Annotated in this window: 13 protein-coding genes and 1 pseudogene; 4 read left to right on the top strand and 10 right to left on the bottom strand. The window is 69.8% G+C overall.

The genetic code is table 11. From position 1 onward, the window contains the following. The first annotated feature begins 52 nt into the window (after positions 1–52). Entirely contained in the window at positions 53–718 is a 666-nt protein-coding gene (locus FB468_RS01700) for a TetR/AcrR family transcriptional regulator (RefSeq protein ID WP_141885820.1), read from the top strand. Positions 719–1002: 284 nt separating this feature from the next. After that, positions 1003–2634 carry an ABC-F family ATP-binding cassette domain-containing protein gene (locus tag FB468_RS01695; RefSeq protein WP_141885819.1) on the top strand — a complete coding sequence of 544 codons (1632 nt, stop codon included), beginning with the start codon at positions 1003–1005 and terminating at the stop codon, positions 2632–2634. Between the two features lie 32 nt (positions 2635–2666). Here FB468_RS01695 and FB468_RS01690 read toward each other — a convergent pair whose 3' ends face one another. Further along, entirely contained in the window at positions 2667–3551 is an 885-nt protein-coding gene (locus tag FB468_RS01690) for a LysR family transcriptional regulator (protein ID WP_141885818.1), read from the bottom strand. 79 nt (positions 3552–3630) lie between these two features. On the opposite strand from FB468_RS01690, the gene FB468_RS01685 reads away from it, so the two are divergent. Next, complete coding sequence (locus FB468_RS01685; protein WP_141885817.1) at positions 3631–4644, top strand: EamA family transporter; 1014 nt, start codon at positions 3631–3633, stop codon at positions 4642–4644. Here FB468_RS01685 and FB468_RS01680 read toward each other — a convergent pair. The 7 genes from FB468_RS01680 to FB468_RS01650 all read right to left on the bottom strand — a co-directional run bounded on the left by FB468_RS01680 (position 4556) and on the right by FB468_RS01650 (position 13757). Next, positions 4556–5740 carry a cysteine desulfurase family protein gene (locus tag FB468_RS01680; protein WP_141885816.1) on the bottom strand — a complete coding sequence of 395 codons (1185 nt, stop codon included), beginning with the start codon at positions 5738–5740 and terminating at the stop codon, positions 4556–4558. The genes FB468_RS01685 and FB468_RS01680 overlap by 89 nt on opposite strands. Next, positions 5737–6585, bottom strand: coding sequence for a carboxylating nicotinate-nucleotide diphosphorylase (gene nadC, locus FB468_RS01675; protein ID WP_141885815.1), 849 nt, complete (start codon positions 6583–6585; stop codon positions 5737–5739). The genes FB468_RS01680 and nadC overlap by 4 nt, the downstream gene beginning before the upstream one ends. A 135-nt stretch (positions 6586–6720) precedes the next feature. Next, complete coding sequence (locus FB468_RS01670; protein ID WP_141885814.1) at positions 6721–8355, bottom strand: L-aspartate oxidase; 1635 nt, start codon at positions 8353–8355, stop codon at positions 6721–6723. Continuing rightward, a complete protein-coding gene (gene nadA / locus FB468_RS01665; protein ID WP_141885813.1) occupies positions 8352–9689 on the bottom strand; it encodes a quinolinate synthase NadA in 1338 nt (445 codons plus the stop codon). The genes FB468_RS01670 and nadA overlap by 4 nt, the downstream gene beginning before the upstream one ends. Then, positions 9686–10726 (bottom strand): NUDIX hydrolase, encoded by a 1041-nt coding sequence (locus FB468_RS01660; protein WP_141885812.1) that lies wholly within the window; start codon positions 10724–10726, stop codon positions 9686–9688. Before FB468_RS01660 ends, nadA begins: the two co-directional genes overlap by 4 nt. Before the next feature lie 96 nt (positions 10727–10822). Further along, positions 10823–13057, bottom strand: coding sequence for an accessory Sec system translocase SecA2 (gene secA2, locus FB468_RS01655; protein ID WP_141885811.1), 2235 nt, complete (start codon positions 13055–13057; stop codon positions 10823–10825). Next, positions 13047–13757: a hypothetical protein gene (locus FB468_RS01650; RefSeq protein WP_141885810.1), complete on the bottom strand. Its 711-nt coding sequence runs from the start codon at positions 13755–13757 to the stop codon at positions 13047–13049. Before FB468_RS01650 ends, secA2 begins: the two co-directional genes overlap by 11 nt. 239 nt (positions 13758–13996) lie before the next feature. On the opposite strand from FB468_RS01650, the gene FB468_RS01645 reads away from it, so the two are divergent. Further along, on the top strand, positions 13997–15766 hold the full coding sequence (locus FB468_RS01645; RefSeq protein WP_141885809.1) for an HNH endonuclease signature motif containing protein: 1770 nt from the start codon (positions 13997–13999) through the stop codon (positions 15764–15766). 96 nt (positions 15767–15862) lie between these two features. Here the strand turns inward: FB468_RS01645 and FB468_RS01640 are convergent, their stop codons facing one another. Both FB468_RS01640 and FB468_RS17535 read right to left on the bottom strand, forming a co-directional pair. Beyond that, positions 15863–16474 carry a DEAD/DEAH box helicase gene (locus FB468_RS01640; protein ID WP_246055924.1) on the bottom strand — a complete coding sequence of 204 codons (612 nt, stop codon included), beginning with the start codon at positions 16472–16474 and terminating at the stop codon, positions 15863–15865. Between the two features lie 24 nt (positions 16475–16498). Next, positions 16499–18913, bottom strand: a pseudogene (locus tag FB468_RS17535) (DEAD/DEAH box helicase); the annotation flags it as partial. Positions 18914–19012 lie beyond the last annotated feature (99 nt).

Below are 19012 nucleotides of genomic sequence, written 5' to 3'. Positions count from 1 at the left end.
TGGCACGTGGCACGTCATGCCACTATGGCACATCATGCCATATACTCAAACCATGCAGCCCTCAGCTCCCTCCGCTAGCACCCCGGGCGCGGCCTCCGCGCGGCCCCTCGCCGAGCGCCGCCGCGAGGCGACGAGGCTCGAGATTGCGCGCGCTGCCGCGGGCCTCTTCGCCGAGCACGGGCCACAGCACGTCACGGCGGAGGCAATCGCGGAGGCTGCCGGCATCTCCCTGCGCACCTTCTACCGCTATTTCTCGGCGAAAGAGGAGGCCATCACCCCACTCCTCACCTCTGGCGCCGATAACTGGGTGAGCCTCTTGAGCGACGCCCCCGAGCGCGACCCGCTCACGCTGTTTCCGCGCCTCATCGACGAGGTGCTCATCCCCCAGACCGCGGCAGCCCGCGAGGAGCTCCGCGTGACCCGCCGGGTGCTCCGCGGCATCGCGGAGACGCCGCTCCTGAGCACCGCGTGGCACCGCGTGAACGCCGATTCCGAGGCGCGGCTGCGCCCGATCCTGAGCGAGCTGTGCGGCCCCGACGCCGACCCGCTCGACGTCAGAATCCTCGCGACCATCGCCTCTGACGCGATCAGGCTCGGGCTCGAGCACTGGGCCGCGGGCGACACCGACCCCGATGGCTCAGCGGGGGTGCCCGCTGCGATCGCGCAGCAGGTCTTCGCGCGCCTCTCCCGCGGCCTTTCGCGAGACTTTTCCGAGTAGCGCCACGCCCGGCGTGCTATTCTTGCCCGCATGGAGATGATTGAGGTGGATGGCATCTAGCCTCCGCGCTACCGCCGCCGTCAGCATGACAGGGCAAAGCCCGTGTGCGTTGACCGCCCCGTAGCGATTCGCTGCGAACCTCCCCGCCTGCTCCGCGCCGCACCCCCATTCGGGGTCTCTCTTGCGCGCCAGGATGCTCGGTTCGCCCGCCCGTCACGGGCACGCAGTTCGAACACGATTCCGGCGACCCCGCGGTCCGCCGAGGAAAGAGGGCACCCCTCACCATGTTGCATTCAGCACCCCACACGCAGGCTCAAAAGTCAGCCATCACGCTCCGCGACGTCACCCTGGAGTGGCCCGACGGCTCGGTCGCGCTCGACCGCGTGAGCGGCTCATTCTTGCCCGGACGGACCGGGCTCGTCGGCAAAAACGGCGCCGGCAAATCGACGCTGCTCCGGCTCATCGCGGGCGAACTCGCCCCAACGTCGGGCCACATCGACACGGCGGGCGACGTCGGCTACCTCGCGCAAACACTGACGCTCGCGGGCGACGCCACGATCGCGGATCTCCTGGGCATCAGCGGCGTCCTCACCGCGATCCGCGCCATTGAGGCCGGCGACGTCGCGGAGGAGCACTTCGATATGATCGGCGACGACTGGGATATTGAGTCGCGCGCCGACGAGGCGCTCGGCCGCATCGGCTTCGCCGCGAGCGATCTGGATCGCCGCGTCTCCGAGGTCTCGGGCGGCGAGGCGATGCTCATCGCGATCACCGGGCTCCGGATCCGGCGCACCGCCATCACGCTGCTCGACGAGCCGACGAACAACCTCGACCGGCCGACGCGAGCCCGCCTCGCGGAACTGATCGACGAGTGGCCCGGCACCATCGTCGTCGTGAGCCACGACCTCGAGCTGCTTGAGCGCATGGAGCACACGACCGAGCTCCACGCCGGGGTGCTCACCACTTTCGGCGGCCCCTACAGCGAGTGGCAGGCACACCTCGAGCAAGAACAGGCCGCCGCGCAGCAGGCAGCGAAGTCCGCGCAGCAGACCCTTCGAGCGGAGAAGCGCCAGCGCGTCGAGGCCGAGACAAAGCTCGCCCGGCGCGAGCGCACCGCGAAGAAAACGCAGAAGGACGGCGGTATTCCGAAGATCATCCAGGGCAGGCGCGCGAGCAGCGCGCAGGAGGCGGCCGGGTCGCTGCGGAACACGCTCGACGACAAAGTGCGCGCAGCCCAGTCGGCGCTTGACGCGGCCGACGCGCGGGTCAGGGAGGACGAGCACATCCACCTCACCCTCCCGGACCCCGGGGTACCGCGCGGCAGGCGCATCGCCGAGTTCGAGGACGGCGGCCGCACCGTCGTCGTGCAGGGCCCCGAGCGCGTCGCGCTCATCGGAGCGAACGGCAGCGGCAAGTCGACGCTCATCGCGCAGCTGCTTGGGCAGCGCGAAGGCGACCCGGATCGCCCGGCGGCGCGGCTCGTCACCGACACTGTCGGCTACCTCCCGCAGCGCCTCGACGGCCTCGTTGACGGCGAGAGCGCGATCCAGAACGTGCAGCGCGTTGCCCCCGGCACCGAGCAGGGCACGATCCGCAACCAGCTCGCCCGGTTACTGCTGCGCGGCGATGCCGTCGATAGGCCGGTGCGCACCCTGTCCGGCGGCGAGCGGTTCCGCGTCTCGCTTGCGACCCTGCTGCTCGCCGACCCGCCGGCGCAGCTGCTCGTGCTCGACGAGCCGACGAACAACCTCGATATCGCGAGCGTCCAGCAGCTCGCCGAGGCGCTCGACGCCTACCGGGGTGCGCTGCTCGTCGTGAGCCACGACTTCGGGTTTTTGAAGCGCATCGGCATCGATACGGTGCTCGCGCTCGACGAGGAGGGGCGCATGGCGCAGCTCCCCGAGCTGCCGGAGTAGCTGGTGATTTCGGGGTAGAGCTCGACCCGGGCCTAGCCGCGCGCGAGCCCGCCGCCCTCAACCGTTCGCAGGAACGCGAGGGCGGCGGGTGACGGGTTGAACTCGCTCCAGGCGAGGTATTCGACTCTGCCGGGCCCGTCAGCGAGGTCGACGGTCGCGAGCCCCGGCACGCCAGCGACGAGGGCGGGCGAGAGTAGCGCGACGACGAGCCCGTGCCGCACGAGTTCGACGATGATCCCCATATCCATCACCTCGAACGCGACGTCCCGGTGCACGCCAGCCGCCGCGAACGCGAGGTCGGACTGCGCGCGCCCCGGGGTGCTCACCGGGAAGTCAACGAAGGTCTCGTCGGCGATCTCGGCGAGGCTCACGCTGCCCCTCCTCGCGAGGGGATGCTGCTCCCCCACGACCGCGACGAACCGCTCACGGACGAGCTCGCGGTGCGCGACGCCGCGCGGGAGTTCCCCCTCGGGGAGCCCGAGTACGGCCACGTCCATCCGGCCCGCGGCGATCGCCGCGACAAACTCATTGCTTCCGCCGCCGCGCAGCGCGATCTGCACGGCGGGGTGCACGCGGTGGAACGCGGCCAGCGCCGCGGGCGCGTCAACGGCAGTCACGGTCGGGATCAGCCCAATCGTCAGCGTCCCTCGCACCTCACCGGCCGCCGACGCTGCGTCTGCCTGGGCGCGCTCGGCCGACTCGAGGCTTGCGCGGGCGTGAGGCAGGAAGGCCTCACCAGCCGCGGTGAGTTCCACGCGACGGCTGGTGCGAGCGAACAATCGCACTCCGAGCTCGCGCTCGAGCGCCTTCACCTGGTGACTGAGCGCCGACTGGACGACGCGGCATCGTTCCGCCGCGCGGGTGAAGTTCCGCTCCTCGGCGACCGCCACGACGTATCGCATCTGCTGCAGTTCCATGCAATCAATGATCACAGCTCATCAATGCAATCGCAATTATGCGTTGGACTGATTGACTCGGCGCGAGGACGATGGAACCGTGAATACCCCGTCAGCCCCAGCTTCAACCCCCGTCCCAGCCGCAGCGCCCTCGCTCGGCGCCCACGCCCCGCGATCCCGCGCGTCACTTGTTGCGCTCACCGCGCTCGCCCCCGCGATCTGGGGCACGACCTACCTCGTCACAACACACCTGCTCCCCGACGGCCACCCGCTCTTTGCGGCCCTCATGCGGTCGCTCCCCGCGGGCCTGATCGCGCTCCTCATCACACGGACCCTCCCGCGCGGCTCGTGGTGGTGGAAGAGCCTCGTGCTTGGGACGCTGAACATGGCCGCCTTCTTCCCGCTGCTCTTCGTCTCGGCGCAGCACCTCCCAGGCGGTGTCGCGGCGACGCTCGGCGCGGGCCAGCCGATCATCGTCGCGTTCCTCGCGGTCCTCCTGCTCGGCGAGCAGCTCTCTAGCTGGCGGCTCGGGTGGGGCGTGGTCGGCGTCATCGGCGTCGGCCTCGTCGTGCTCGGCCCGGGCGCCGGTTTCTCCCCCGTCGGCATCCTCGCCGGGCTCGCCGGGACCATGTCGATGGGTGTCGGTGTCGTGCTCACGAAGCGCTGGGGCAGGCCCGAGGGCGTCTCGGCGATGGCGCTCGCAGGGTGGCAGCTCACCGCGGCCGGCCTCGTGCTCGTCGGGCCCGCCCTCCTCATCGACGGCGTGCCGCCCGTGATCGACACGGCTGCGGTGTGGGGGTACGTGTGGCTCGCCCTGCTCGGGGCGCTCGCGAGCTACACGATCTGGTTCTCCGGGATCAGGCAGCTGCCCGTCACGTCGACCGCGCTCCTTGGGCTGCTGTCACCGCTCGTCGCGGCCGCGCTGGGCGTGCTCGTCGCTGGCGAGGCGCTCGCCCCCGTGCAGGTCGTTGGCTTCGCCGTCGCGCTCGCGGCGATGCTCGCGGGGCAGCTTGCTCCGCCAACGCTCAGCCCGCGGCGCCCCGCAGCACCTCGGCCCGCAGCACGCGAACGATCCGCTCAAGTGTCTCGCCCGGGAGCGGGTCGGCAAGGCTGAACCGCACGGCAGTCTGCGCGAGGTCGTCCGAGACCCCCAGCGCGAGCAGCACTGGCGAGGGCTCGGACTTGCCTGCCGCACACGCCGACCCCGACGACACGGCGAGCCCGGCCGAGTCGAGCGCGACGAGCATCGACTCCCCGCTCACCCCGCGCACGGTGAACGACGCGTGGCCGGGTAGCCGTTCCGTCGGGTGCCCGGTCAGCTGCGCGCCCGGCACCTCGGCGAGGATCCTGCCAATGAGCGTGTCCCTGCTCTCCATGAGCGCGAGCGCGGCTGATCCGATCTGTGCGGTCGCCGCACCGACGGCCGCGGCGAACCCCGCGACCCCCGCGACGTTCTCGGTGCCGGAGCGCGCCCCGTGCTCCTGCCCACCGCCGTGAATGATGGGCTCGACCCTGAGCCCACTTCGCACGATAAGCGCTCCCACGCCTTGGGGGCCGCCGAACTTGTGGGAGGCGACCGACACGGCGTCGACGACGTTCCCCGGCCAGGCGTCAGCCGCCGCAACCGAGACCGGCAGCGAGGCCGCCGCCTGGACGGCGTCGGTGTGCACGATCGCACCCACCTCACGCGCGAGAGCGGCGAGGGCAGGAACCTCCTGCACCGTGCCGACCTCGCCGTTCGCGAGCCCGATCGAGACGAGCGTCGTGTCGGGTCGAAGCGCGGCACGGAGGTCGGCGGGCGCGACGCGGCCGTCTCTGTCGACGGGCAGCACGGTGAGCTCGAAGCCGAACACCCGCTCAAGGTAGCGGCACGATTCGAGCACCGAGGAGTGCTCGATCGCTGTCGTGACGAGGTGCCGACCGCGAGGGGTAGCGAGGGCAAGCCCGACAATCGCGAGCGAGTTTGCCTCGGTGCCGCCAGAGGTGAAGATCACGTCGCCGGGCCGAGCGCCGAGCGCCACCGCGACCCGCGCGCGCGCCGCCTCGACCTCCTCGCGCGCGCGGAAGCCCGGCGAGTGCACGCTCGATGCGTTCACCTGGCCCGCCGTGAAGACGCGCAGCATCGCGTCGAGCGCCTCCGGCCGCAACGGGGCGGTGGCCGCGGCATCGAGGTAGGTGGCAGATCCGGTGCCGCCCGCGGTCTCGGTCATTCCGCGTCGAGCCCGAGGTCGAGCGCCCGGGCTCCGTGCGTGAGTAGCCCGACCGAGATCACGTCGACGCCGGTCTCGGCGATACCGGCGACAGTGTCAAGGTTCACGCCGCCGCTTGCCTCCGCGATCGCGCGGCCGCCGATGAGTTCGACGCCTGCGCGCAGATCGGCGAGCGAGAAGTTGTCGAGCAGCACCCCCGTCGGGTTCCCGGCGAGGACGGCCTCGATCTGGTCGAGCCGATCCACCTCGACGATGATCGACGTCGTGTGCCCGGCCTTCGCCCGGAGGGTCGCCAGCGCGGCCGTCGTCGTTGCCGCGTCGACCGCGCCGAGCGCCGCAAGGTGGTTGTCTTTCACCATGATCGCGTCGGAGAGTCCGAAACGGTGGTTCGATCCACCGCCGGCCGCAACAGCGTGCTTCTCGAGCGCGCGGAGGCCAGGGGTCGTCTTGCGCGTGTCCGCGATTCGTGCGCCGGTGTGCGCGACGAGGGCGACGAACGTCGACGTGAGCGTCGCGATGCCGCTCATGCGCTGGCTGAAGTTCAGGGCGACGCGCTCGCCCGTGAGCACCCCTCGGGCGGGCCCAGTGATGCGTGCGAGCACGTCACCGGCGACGAAGGCGGTGCCCTCGGGCGCAAGATCGGCAATTTCTACCCGGTCGTCGACCTGCGTGAACGTCTCGGTGATGAGCGGCCCGCCCGCGAACACCCCCGACTCGCGCGCAACGACGCGCGTGGCGAGGGTCGCGGATTCGGGGATCGCGAGCGCCACGGTGAGGTCGCCCCACGGGGCATCCTCCGCGAGCGCGCGCTGAACGATGTCTGTGATGATCTGCGGGGTAAGCACGGGGCGGCTCCTGGGGCGTTGAGGTGGTCTGGCGTTGCGGCGGTGGCGCGGGGCGTGTGGTGGGGGCGGTGGCGGGTTGTGAAGGCGATGGCGGGTTGTGAAGGCGATGGCGGCCAGCGCGTGCGGGGCTGGGCGCTACCCGGCGGTGGCGGGCTCACGCGAGGGTTCTCGCCCTGGTTCTCGCGCTAGTTCTCTCACTGCACCCAACGCGAGCGCGCGTCGCTCGGCCCAGGCGGGGTCCGTCTCCGGATAGTCAGAGCGTTGGTGTGCGCCGCGAGACTCGGTGCGCGCGAGCGCGGCAGCGCACACGAGGCCCGCGAACTCGGCGAGGTCGGAGCCGCGCGCGGCCTCGCCCGCGAAGACGTCGGCGGCGGCGCGCAGCCCCGCGGCGTCGCGTTCGATGCCGAGGTGAGTGGCGATTGCCGCCGACACTGTGGCGTCAGGCGATGTGGAGTCTGCGAGAGCGGCGCCTGGACCAGGGAGCGCATCAGCGGGCACTCGGCTCGCTGGTACGGCGTCCCACCGCAGCCCGAGCTCGGTTTCGGTGGCGCCCCAGTCATGTCGACCCGCCGCGACATACGCAGCTGCGGCCACGCCCGACCGTTCGCCGAACACGAGGCCTTCGAGCAGCGAGTTCGAGGCGAGCCGGTTCGCACCGTGCACGCCCGTCGACGCGACCTCGCCCGCGACGAACAGGCCGGGCAGCGTGCTGCGACCACGAGTATCACTGGCCACGCCCCCCATCGTGTAGTGCGCGGCGGGGGCCACTGGGATGGGGTCGCGCGTCCAGTCGTACCCGTGAGCTTCGACAGCGGCCGAGATACCCGGGAACATCCGGGCGAGGGCCCTGTCCCCGTGTTCGCGCTCGATCGGGGTCGCGTCGAGAAACACGGTCCCGCCCACGCTCAGCACGCGGTGAATCTCCCTCGAGACGACGTCGCGCGGCGCGAGCTCAGCGAGCGGGTGGCGGCCCTCCATGAAGCGCCGGCCGGCCGCGTCGCGCAGCACTGCACCGGCTCCGCGAACCGCCTCGGAGACGAGTTCCCCTGTTTCGAGCGCGGTCGGGTGAAACTGCACAAACTCGAGGTCGGCGACAAGGGCGCCGGCGCGAGCTGCGATCAGGATCCCTTCGCCCCGCGCCCCCGCGTGGTTCGTCGTGCGGGGGAACATCGCGGCATACCCGCCAGTCGCGAGCACGACGGCATCCGCGCGGTGCACGACAGCATCCGAGCTGCGCGCGCTGGGGCCAGCCGGGTCCCGCAGGCGCGCCCCGACGACCTGGCCGGCTTCGACGATGAGCGAGGAGACCGCGGACTCTTCGCGAAGCTCAAGCTTCCCAGCGGCGACCTCGGCGAGCGCGCGGTTCGCAAGGAACGCGTGCAGGGCCGCCCCGGTGCGGTCTCCCCCCGAGTGGAGGATGCGGGGCACGCCGTGCGCCCCCTCGAGCCCGAGCAGCACGGACCCGTCAATGGCCCGGTCGACCGGAAGCCCGGCGGTGAGCAGCTCGCGCACGATCCGGGCACCCTCGAGCGTGAGCACGCGCGCGGCCGCGGCGTCCACGAGGCCCGCGCCCGCCGTGAGCGTGTCTGCGAGGTGCGCGCCAGCGCTGTCGCCCGGCCCCACTGCCGCGGCGATGCCGCCCTGCGCGAGGGCGGTGTTACCGCCGTCACGCAGGCGGCCCGGGGTGACGAGCACCACCTCGGCACCGCGGGCCACCGCGGCCAGAGCGCACGACAGTCCGGCGACGCCCGCGCCGACGACCAGGATCATGGCTTGGCCGCGAGCATCCGCTCAAGCGCGATCCGGGAGTCACCCGCGACGCTCTCGGAAACGCTGATCTGGTTCGGCACCTGGCCGGCGAGCAGCGACTCGAGCGTCCACGCGAGGTAGGCGGGGTGGATCCGGTACATCGTCGAGCACGGGCAGACGACGGGGTCGAGGCAGAAGATCGTGAGGTCTGGGCGCTGCTGCTGCAGCCGGTTCACGAGGTTGATCTCCGTACCAATCGCGAGCACCGAACCCGGCGCGGCCGCCTCGACCTCCTTGCGAATGTACTCGGTCGAGCCCGCACCATCCGCAGCTTCGACGACGGGAGCCGGGCACTCAGGGTGCACGATGACCCGCACGCCCGGGTACTCGGCGCGCGCCTGCTCAATCTGCGCGACGGTGAAGCGCTTGTGGACCGAGCAGAAGCCGTTCCACAGGATCACCTTCGAGTCCCTCAGCTGCTCTGCGGTGTTCCCACCCAGGGCGAGGTGGGGGCGCCAGAGCGGCATCAAATCCTCAGAGATACCCATCGCCTTTGCCGTGTTGCGGCCGAGGTGCTGGTCGGGGAAGAACACGACGCGCTGGCCACGCTCGAACGCCCACTCGAGCACGGTGCGGGCGTTCGAGGAGGTGCAGACGATGCCGCCGTTGCGCCCGCAGAACGCCTTGATCGCTGCCGAGGAGTTCATGTAGGTGACCGGGATGACCGGCTGCAGCTCACCCTCGCCCGCGGGCCCGAGCGCCGCGGTCAGCTCGCTCCAGCACGCTTCGACCTGCTCGATTGTCGCCATGTCGGCCATCGAGCAGCCCGCGGCGAGGTTCGGCAGGATCACCGACTGTTCCGACCCCGAGAGAATGTCTGCCGTTTCGGCCATGAAGTGCACGCCGCAGAAGACGAACGACTCGGCCTCAGGGTGCTGCTTCGCGGCCTGCGCGAGCATGAACGAGTCGCCCACGAAGTCGGCGTACTTCACGATCTCGTCGCGCTGGTAGAAGTGCCCAAGAATGCGCACGCGGTCACCGAGTTCGGCCTTCGCCGCGGTGATCCACTCGTCAAGCTGCTCGTCGCTCGCGCTCGTGTAGCGCTCGGGCAGTGGCCCCTGGCGCGGCGCGGTTCCGGGAATCACGTCCTCAACAGATGCGCCGGGCCCGTACCCGGGCTTCGTGTCGATCGCCCACGGGTCATCCGCGAGCTCGGTGCCGCACGACGACACCTTCCCAGTCGCGCGAAGCGCAATCGGCTTCCGGTGCGGGGCTGACGTGGGCCGGCCGGATCGCTCGGCGTTCTCCGCCTCGCGGGCTACCGCGCCGCGGATGAGTTCGTGCACGCTGCTCATGAGATGGTCCTCGCGTTTCGTTCGGTGGTGTGAGGTCTGGGGGCCGATGTGCCCGCGGCCGGGTCGGCTTCGCTGAAGCGGTAAAGTCGCGCGGGCCGGTGCGCCCCGCCCGAGTCAAGCTCGCCGGTGTCGACAAGCCCGCCGCGGGCGAGCGCCTGACGCCTGAAATTCGCCGGGTCGACGGTCTGGCCGAGCACCGCTTCAGTGACGGCGCGTAGCTGCCCGAGCGTGAACGCCTCGTCGAGGAACCTGTGGGCGACGGCCGCGTACTCGGTCTTCGCGCGAAGCCTATCGACGGCGTGGGCGATGATCTCGGCGTGGTCGAAGGCGAGCTGCGGGAGCGCGTCGATCGAGAACCAGGCAACGTTCTCCCCCGCGGGCTGCTCAAGCGCCTCTGCGGTCTCCGCGGCGCCCGCGTCGCCGCTTTCACGCGACGAGAGCGGCGGAAGCGGGTCGTCCCAGCGCCGGGGCCGGCGCGCCGCAGCAGGCGACCCGGCAGGATCAGGATCCGGATCCTGGTTGCGATCGGCGCCCCGCGCGCTGCCTGCCGCGCCACCGGCCCCAATGTCGCTGCCTCCCACGTCACTTCCACTCACGGGCTCCGCGTCGAGCTCACCTTCGCCGTACTGCGCCCAGTACGCGATGGTGACGAGACGCTGGGCCTCGGCAGAGCGCTCGACGCCGCCAAACGAGTAGAGCTGCTCAAGGTGACGCGGATCCCGCCTCGCAGCGGCCCGAAGCGTGCGCAGCGCGGTGTCTGCGAGGGTCTCATCCCACTCGGTCGGTCCGCCGGGGAGGGCCCAGTCGCCGAGGAACGGCGCGCGAGTCCTCCGGACGAGGGGAAGCCAGATCGTGGGCGCCGCGCCACTGGCACCGCCGCTGTTACTGGCACCGCCGCTGTTACTGGCACTGCCGTGCTCAGCGCTGCCGCCACGCTCAGCGTCGACCGGCGGGCGGAGCGCGAATGCCACGACGGAGACCGCAACCGCGGGCGGGAGGTAGCGCCGCTCGGCGACGCTCGCGCGCTGGTACTGCATCCTCGCTCAACCCACTCTCGACTTAAAGTCACTATGACTATAAGTGAGCATACGCCGATTCTCCGGCTTGTCAAACTCGAGCGAGGGGCGCGGCGGCTAGCGGTGCAGCAGCCGCTGGAGCCCACGTGTCGCGCGGTCTGCCCTGCTGCCGAGAGGGTTGTCGACGAGCATGTAGGTCCACGTCGCCGACGGGCGGCGCACCGCGGTTGCGACGCCCCCGAGGAGCGAGTCGGCGTCGAGCCCCGCGAGCGCCTCAACAATACGGTCGAGGGCCGCGTCGAAGAATCCCTCAAACTCGCGCAACGCCTGCATGTGGAAGGCTGCGGTTGGGGCCTCGTCCGCGAGCGCGCGCAGGTGGATCCCGTCGCGCAGCTCGTCGAGGAGCTCGAGGTGTTCACTCCACAGCTCGTCGAGCTGCCACAGCGCGATGTCGCGACAGGCGCTGAGCGCCACGGCCCGGCCCGCGCGCGCCTCGAGCCGGGCGACCAGCTCGGGTGCGCGCTGGCGGACCGCGTCCGCCGCCGATCCTCCACCCGTGAGCCACTGCTCGCGCGTCGCGAGCACCGCGCGGCGCTGTTTTGAGATCGCACGCGAATACTCCCAGGCGCTGCGGTGCCGGTCGAGCCGCTGGGCGGTGGCGATCCGCTGGGCCGCGAGCGCGGCCTCGGCAACTGCGCGCCTCCCAGCGTCGCCTTGCCGAGCAGCCGCGCGGCGCCGGAGAGAGTCGGGTGCGTGCTCGACGAGCAGGTCGTCGTCGAGCGAGACGTAGGTGGCGGCCGAGCCCGGGTCACCCTGGCGCCCGGCCCGGCCCCGCAGTTGGGCGTCGAGGCGCTTCGTCGGGTAGATGCCGTCAGCGATCACCCGGAGCCCGCCGGCGGCGACCACTCGGTCGCGATGCACCCCATCGGCGCCGCCGAGCCTGACGTCTGTGCCACGCCCAGACATCTGCGTCGAGATCGTGACGGCGCCGGGCGCACCCGCTTCGGCAACCAGCGCGGCCTCCGCCTCGTCGTTGCGGGCGTTGAGCACACGGGCCAGGATCCCTCGCCCGGCGAACTCTGCGGCGAGCGCCTCTGAGTCACTGACCGACTGTGTGCCGACGAGCACGGGGCGCTGTACCGCAACGCACGCAGCAACGTCGCGTGTCATCGCGTCTACTTTCTCGGCTCGCGTCAGGTGCGCCGCGAGTGGCTCGTCGGTTCTCGCGTTCGGGGTTGCGCGGTCGACCCGGCACACCTTCAGCCCGTAGAACTCCTCGAGCTCGTTCGCCACCGCGACCAGGGTTCCGCTCATCCCTGCGAGCGAGTTGTAGCGCGCGAGGAGATCCTGGATGGTGAGCGTGTCGAGCATCGTTCCCGGCTGAGTCGCTGTGATTCCTTCGGCGGCTTCGACTGCGGCGTGTAGGCCGTCAGGCCAGCGCTGGATACTCGCTATCCTGCCCCGCCCTTCGTTGACCAGCCGTACCGCTCCGTCGCGCACGACATAGTCGACGTCGCGCCGGGCGACCGCCACCGCCATCAGGGCGACGTTGACCCGGGACAGCTGGTCGCCCCTCCCCTCTGCGTAGAGTTCTACCCCGAGGTCGCGCTCGATCTCCGTGGCGCCAGCGTCGGTCAGGAACGCGGTCGACCGTTCTCGGTCGAGTTCGAAGTGCGTGCCCTCGATGAGGCGCCGAACGGCAGCGATCTCGCGCGTGAAGTCCTGCGGCTCGGCTGCGCGTTCGCCCGCGAGCACGAGCGGCGAGACGGCCTCGTCGATCATGACGGCATCAGCCTCGTCAACGATTGCGGCGTCGAGGATCGGGTGCACCCGTTCCCGCTCATCTCGGGCGATCCCGTCTCGGAGGACGTCGTAGCCGATCTCGGTAACAGCCGCGTACACCACGTTGGCGCGGTAGGCCTCGGCGCGGGCGCTCGGGTCAGAGTCGCTGCCAACCGCCGCGACAGAGAGCCCCAGGTCGCGGTAGATCGGCCCCATCCAGGCCGCGTCCCGGCGCGCGAGGTAGTCGTTCACGGTGAGCACGTGCACGTGTCTCCCACCCAACGCGAGGCTTGCTGCGGCGAGCGCCCCCACGAGCGTCTTCCCCTCACCCGTGTCCATCTCAACGCCGTACCCGGCCGCGAGCGCTGACGCCGCCGCCAGCTGATGCTGGGTCGGCTCCAACCCGAGTCGCGCTGTGCTCGCTTTCGCGGCCTCCGCAATCCGCTCGCGGTGGACGGGGTCTGGCGTGGGCGGCGGCGGGGCAAACGTCGTTTCACTCCCTAGGCCGAGTCGAACCCGGCCGACGAGTGTTCGGAGCGACGCCCAGGGCTGGCGCTGGCTAGTCGACACTCGCGCCGGTGGTCGTCTTGGCGTCGGGGATTGGGGTTCCGCGTGTTCGTGGGCCGCGTGCGAGCAGCACTATTCCGACGATCAAGAGTACGAGCCCGACGAGGGTTGCCACGGCTCCACCGACCGACCACCAGAAGAGCGGCGAGAAGAAGCTGGTGAGGTTGAAGGCCGGCGCGGCGAGAACGGCGCCGTCTTCGGTTTCACACTGGATCACAATGTCCCCGGTGCTCGGCGCACGGAGTACGGCGAAGGCCGAGAAGTCGCGGCCTCCGAAGTCGGAACTGTATGCGGACGCGCTGACCGGATCGATCCGAATGGACTCGCCGGACGCTCCCGTCGCGGTACAGAACTCTGGTGCGACCGCTCCCGCTGCGTGCGAGGGCCCGAGCAGGTAAAACTTGTCGCCCGCGGCTTTCGCTGTGACGGCGCCCGAGGGAGCGACCTCCGTGATTCCCTCAATCATCCCGAGCGCTTGGGGAACCGTTGCGATCCCGCCTATCGCGACTCCAAACGGTAGTCCGCCGAGGAGCAGGATCGCGCCGAGCACCACTGCGATGATCGCGCCGACCTTGGACTGGCGCGGTGCAGGGGGCGCGGGTGCGGGTGCGGGTGGCGCGGTCTGTGCTTGCTGCCCGTAGGGCGCGCCCTGAGGCAGCTTCCCGTAAGGTGCGGGTTGTTGCTCGTGTGGGACCTGTGTCATGACGGTTCCCTTCTGCTGAACGCCGGCGCCGCTGTTGGGTCGGACCACCTACCAGCGGCGAGCGCACTGCGGTTGATTCCTTCAGCGTATGCGCACCGCTCAACAACTGACAAGCACTCGGCGGCGGTCCCCGGTATGATCGTCGTCCACAGCTTGGTATTCTCGCCGGCATCGCGCGGTTCCCTCCAAACGTTGGGGACAAGATCGGGCACCATCGCCGCCCATGTTTGACTCGCCCCATGTTCAATGCACCCGAGGTAGACCCTCCCCCAGAAGATCCCGGCCCTGAACGCGGCGCTGAGCAAGGCGCAGAGCAAGGCGCTGAGCAAGGCGCAGAGCAAGGCGCTGAGCAACAAGCTACGCCCGAGACCGAAACCGATGCGCTCGGCCTCCCGCTCAGCTCGAAAAACCTCAGCCCGGAAGACCTCAGCCCGGAAGACCTCAGCCCGGAAGACCTCAGCGACGCCGAAGACCTTGCACAGATGGAAGAGGCGGCGACCGCCATTCGAGTGGCCGAGGCCGCACAGCTCACTGCGCTCGGACGCGTCATGCACCGTGCCTTCGGTCACGCGGCAGGTGGCTCGCGAACCCCGACCACTGATCGCGGCACGGCCTCCGCAACGGGACGTCCCGCCAGCCACCGCCGCAGCCCCGAGCTCGAGCACCGCTCCCTGCGCTTGGAGGTGTCCGCGCGGCTGCAGGTGAGCGAACACGTCGCCGAGAAGCTCATGCTGACCTCGCACCAAGCCCACGACATCTACGTGGAAACGCTCGGCGCGCTCGCCGCAGGTGAGATCTCACTGCAGAGCGTGCACGTCGTGGTAGACGAGGGGCTGGTGTTCCACTCACTGCCAGAGCATGAAGCGGCGAGTCGACGAGCCCGTTTCGAGGTCGAGATCCTGCCACACGCACGCACCGAGACGCCGAACCGGCTGCGCCCGATCGCTCACCGCGTAGCACTCCACCTCGCGGACCTACCGCTTGAGGAGCAGCATCAGGAGGCAGCGCGGCGACGCTGCATCCAAGTTCGCGAGCTCCCCGACGGCATGGCAGAGCTCTCGGCCTATCTTCCAGCGATGGCGGCCTACGGAATTCGGGATCGGATCGCTCAGATCGCCCGCCAGCTCACAAGCGATTCCGCCGAAACCCGCCCAGAACACGGCGGAATCCAGACCGAGCACCAGACCGGGCACCAGGCTGAAAGCCAGACTGAGCAACAGAGCGAGCACCAGGCAAACCGGACGCAGTCCCAGATCGAAGCCGACCTGTTCGCCGACCTCCTCCTTACCGGTGAGGTACCGGTCACGGGTGACGGTTCCACGCCACTCGGCCGCGGCATAGCCGCCCATGTCCAGGTCATCGTGCCGGAGCATCAGCTTGCACAGGGGGCGCTCCGCCCGCGTGGCATCACCGCCACACGCGCGAGTTCTCCCGCGGGTGGAGCGTTTACCGGCCACGATCCAGCGAGCAAGGCGCGGGCTGGCGATGCGTCAGTCGGGAGCACTCCAACCGGGAACGCTCCACCCGGCAGCGCCACCGTCGGCAGCGCTCCAACAGGGAGCACTTCGGTCGGAGGCGTACCCGAGCTTCTCGGCTATGGCCCCGTGAGCGCCGGTGTCGCACGGAGCGCAGCTGACCTCGCGACGTCTGAGGGTGGTTCCTGGGACGTCGTGAAAGTCGACCTCGGCGGGAATGTACTCAGCGTCGACCGTTACCGTCCATCAGCGGAGATGCGTCGATTCATCTCTGCGCGAGACCTCCACTGCAGGGCTCCGGGCTGCCGAAGGCAAGCGGCACGCTGCGACATCGATCACACCGTTGCAGCCAAGGACGGCGGCGCTACCAGCACAGACAACCTCGCAGTGCTCTGCCGAGGACACCACGTCGTGAAGCACCACACCCGCTGGGCACTGGAACAGCGCGACGGCGGGGTTGTCGTGTGGACGAGTCCGACCGGCAGACAGTACCCGTCACAGCCTCCGAGCCGCGTACGGTTCCGGGCACGCTAGCAGCCGCAACCCCAACCTCAGCCGCCGCCCCGCAACCCCGCAACCCCAGCAGCCCCGACCGAGTACACCCAACAGCGCGGACTCAACCCAACAGCCTCAACCCAACAGCCTCTGCATATCCTCGGCAGTGAATGCCTTCGAGAACAGTGCCTCATCGTCGATGACGGCGTCGAACAGCGCCCGCTTGCGTCGTTGCAGTTCGAGCACCTTCTCCTCGATGGTGCCGAGCGCGATCATGCGCACCACATTCACGGGCTTGTCCTGGCCGATCCGGTGCGTCCTGTCGATCGCCTGGGCCTCGCTCGCGGGGTTCCACCACGGGTCGAGCAGGAAGACCGTGTCCGCCTCCGTCAGGTTCAAGCCGACCCCTCCGGCTTTGAGGCTGATCAGGAAGACATCGGCCTCTCCCGCCCGGAACCGCTCAATTACGGCGTCTCGGTTCCGCGTCGTTCCATCAAGTGTCACGGTACGGACGCCCTGGGCTTCCAGGTGCGTTGCGGCCTTCGCGAGGAACGAGGTGAACTGGCTGAAGACAAGCGTCTTGCGCCCCTCCGCGGCGAGGGCGCTCACATGCTCGCCCAGAGCTTCGAGCTTGGCCGACGGTATCTCCGAGTACTGCTCATCGATAAGCGTCGCGTCGAGCGCGAGTATCCGAAGCAACGTGAGCGACCGGAAGAACGTGAAGCGGCTGCGGTCGAGATCCTCCATCAGCCCGAAGAGCTTCTGCCGTTCTCGCTGCAGAAACGCGTCGTAAAGTTCCCGGTGCCGTGGGTCGAGTTCGATCTCAAGAATCTGCTCCTGCTTCGTCGGAAGCTCGGCCGCGACACTCGCTTTGGTCCGTCGAAGGATGAAGGGACGAATCCGCCTCCGCAGCTCCTTCGTGCGGCGCTGTCGCAGCTCCCGCTGCATCGCGGGGCCGCTCCCCGCCCCCTTGCCCACTGAATTGCCGGGAGCTTGTTGTTCGATGGCGCGAACGTACTCTTCCTAGAACCGGCGTGCCGACGGGAACAGGCCAGGCGCAACGATCTTCGTGAGCGCGTGCAGCTCGCGAAGGGAGTTCTCGATCGGTGTGCCGGTCACGGCGAGCTTCCAGCGCACCGGGAGAGCCTCCGCAAGCTCGTTCCCTTGCCCGGCCGAGTTCTTCACGAACTGGGCCTCATCGAGGATGAGGCCCGCGATCCCCTGCTCCGAATCCTCCGCGACTTCGCGATAGCGCTCGAAGTCGAGGCGGAAGAGGGCGTAACTCGTCACGATGATGTCCGCTTCCGCGGCATCAGCTCGCACCGTCCGACCGCTCGCCGCCTCGGTTGCAGCGCGCACCTTCACCCGCAGCCCGGGCGCGAAACGCGCAGCCTCTGCCGCCCAGTTACTCATCACTGAGGTAGGCGCAACGACAAGGAAAGGTCGGCGCTCGCCGCCACCGTCGCGAGGCCCACCGTCGCGAGCCCCACCATCGCGAGCCCCACCGCCACCGCCGCCGGTTTCCTTCGCGTGCGCGACGAGCGCGAGGCACTGCAGTGTCTTGCCGAGGCCCATGTCGTCGGCGAGGATCCCGCCGAGCCGATTCCGCCAAAGGAACGCCAGCCAGTGGAACCCCTCCCGCTGGTAGGTTCGCAGCTCCGCGTTGATTCCGACGGGGTCGGGTACCGGAGTCGGACGCTCCGCGCCGACCTCCCGGACGAGCGCCCGCCACTCGACCGCGGTCTCCGACTCGTCCGCAAGATCCTCGAAATCGGCCCACCTGGGGACCTGATGTTTCGGGATGCGCGGGCCGGTCTCCCACTCGTCGAGATCCTGCCCCTCCGCGATGAGCTCCGCGAGCGCCGCAAACGCCGGGTGGTTGAGCTGCAAATAGGTGTCGTCGACGAGTTTCAGCTTGGTTCGCCCCTGCGCGAGCGCACGAAACAGCGGCCCGAACGGAACAGTCCGCCCCTCGATCGTGACGAGCACGCCGAGGTCGAACCAATCCTCACGCTCGCTCGGGATGGCGGTCACTTTCAGGTGCGGTACACCGGTGAGTTCGCGGTATTCGGGCACGGCGCCGGTCGTGCGCACCCTCACCCCGGGCACCGTCTCAAGCAGCGGTACGAGCTTGGTGAGAAACTCCGCGGCGGCAACGCCGCGCAGCTCCAGCGGGCCAGGCAACTGCACCTGTGCCTGTGCCGACAACTGCGCACCCGTGCCAGCGCCAGCGCCAGCGCCAGCTACGTCAAGATCTCCAGCGCTCTGGCCATCCGGCCGGTCGCCCCGCCACGCGGCGGGGAACAGCTCGTCGCTGAGGATCGCCTCCGGAAGTACCCGGTCGAGCGAGACGGCGAGCTCCCTGCCACGGCTGCGTGAAGAACGATCCTCGCTCCAGGTGAGAAGCAGCCGGTGCCCCTCGCGCCAGGCGGCCAACAGCGTGAGCCGCACTCGATCAGGGTCGGGTAGACGAACGGAGCCGTCACTGCTGGCGACGGTGAACTCCGATTGCAGTTCGGGAACACCCTCGGCGATGAACTGGGCGCGCTCATCTGCGGCGACAACGAAGCTTCCCGGTTCCAGGCTCCCGGAGAGCAGGGCGACCTCGGACGGAGAGAGCTCCGCAGGTGTGGGCGCGAGGTGCACCGACCGGTCACGGCCGCGCCCGGCAATGTAGACGCCGTGCGTGCCGATAGCGCCCGCGCCAACGAGCGGCACCTCCGCACCGTCGAGCTCGAGCCGCGGTGCAAGCGTCACCGCACCCTCGGGCGTCGCAAGCGTGTCGAGCCAGAGTTCCGCCCCCTCGTGCAGGCGGACCGTTGATTCCCGGCCTGCGACGACGAGCGCGATGCCCAGCCCGTCGGCTTGCCCGAGCAGAGTCCACAGCGCAGGGCTAGCGAACTCATCGAGGAAGACCCAGTCGGAGTCTTTGCCGACCGCCACGGTTTCCGCAGCTCGGTGAAGCGCGTGCAGCTGGCGGAACCAGCGCTGCTGTGCGGGGTCGAGACTCAGCCGACTCCCGTGGTGGCCGATGTTCGCCCAGGTGAGCGTGCCGCGCGCCCATCCGCGCTCGGTTCGAGTGGCGGGTCGTGTCCCCAGCTGGAAGATACCGCTCCCAGCATCCTGGCCCGGCTTCACCGAGCGCGAGAGCGGGCCGTTCCAGTTGTCGGCCGACCGCGGGATCATCTCCCTCACCTCGAACTGCAGGCCAAGCTGCGCGAAGGGGCCCGCGTCACCGACACCGGCGGAGACGGCGGAGAGGGGTGCGGCTGGTGCGGCGGGTGC

Origin of the sequence: Leucobacter komagatae (assembly GCF_006716085.1) — a bacterium.
GTDB lineage: Bacteria > Actinomycetota > Actinomycetes > Actinomycetales > Microbacteriaceae > Leucobacter > Leucobacter komagatae.
Note: the sequence above shows the minus strand (reverse complement) of the source record. Positions and strands in the feature narration are given on the sequence as shown.

What these genes read in the sequence shown, in the direction of transcription:
- FB468_RS01700 (WP_141885820.1), top strand. Translation starts at nt 53, where the DNA reads ATGCAGCCCTCAGCTCCCTCCGCTAGCACCCCGGGCGCGGCCTCCGCG.
- FB468_RS01695 (WP_141885819.1), top strand. Translation starts at nt 1,003, where the DNA reads ATGTTGCATTCAGCACCCCACACGCAGGCTCAAAAGTCAGCCATCACG.
- FB468_RS01690 (WP_141885818.1), bottom strand. Translation starts at nt 3,551, where the DNA reads ATGGAACTGCAGCAGATGCGATACGTCGTGGCGGTCGCCGAGGAGCGG.
- FB468_RS01680 (WP_141885816.1), bottom strand. Translation starts at nt 5,740, where the DNA reads ATGACCGAGACCGCGGGCGGCACCGGATCTGCCACCTACCTCGATGCC.
- FB468_RS01670 (WP_141885814.1), bottom strand. Translation starts at nt 8,355, where the DNA reads ATGATCCTGGTCGTCGGCGCGGGCGTCGCCGGACTGTCGTGCGCTCTG.
- nadA (WP_141885813.1), bottom strand. Translation starts at nt 9,689, where the DNA reads ATGAGCAGCGTGCACGAACTCATCCGCGGCGCGGTAGCCCGCGAGGCG.
- FB468_RS01660 (WP_141885812.1), bottom strand. Translation starts at nt 10,726, where the DNA reads ATGCAGTACCAGCGCGCGAGCGTCGCCGAGCGGCGCTACCTCCCGCCC.
- FB468_RS01650 (WP_141885810.1), bottom strand. Translation starts at nt 13,757, where the DNA reads ATGACACAGGTCCCACACGAGCAACAACCCGCACCTTACGGGAAGCTG.
- FB468_RS01645 (WP_141885809.1), top strand. Translation starts at nt 13,997, where the DNA reads ATGTTCAATGCACCCGAGGTAGACCCTCCCCCAGAAGATCCCGGCCCT.
- FB468_RS01640 (WP_246055924.1), bottom strand. Translation starts at nt 16,474, where the DNA reads ATGGAGGATCTCGACCGCAGCCGCTTCACGTTCTTCCGGTCGCTCACG.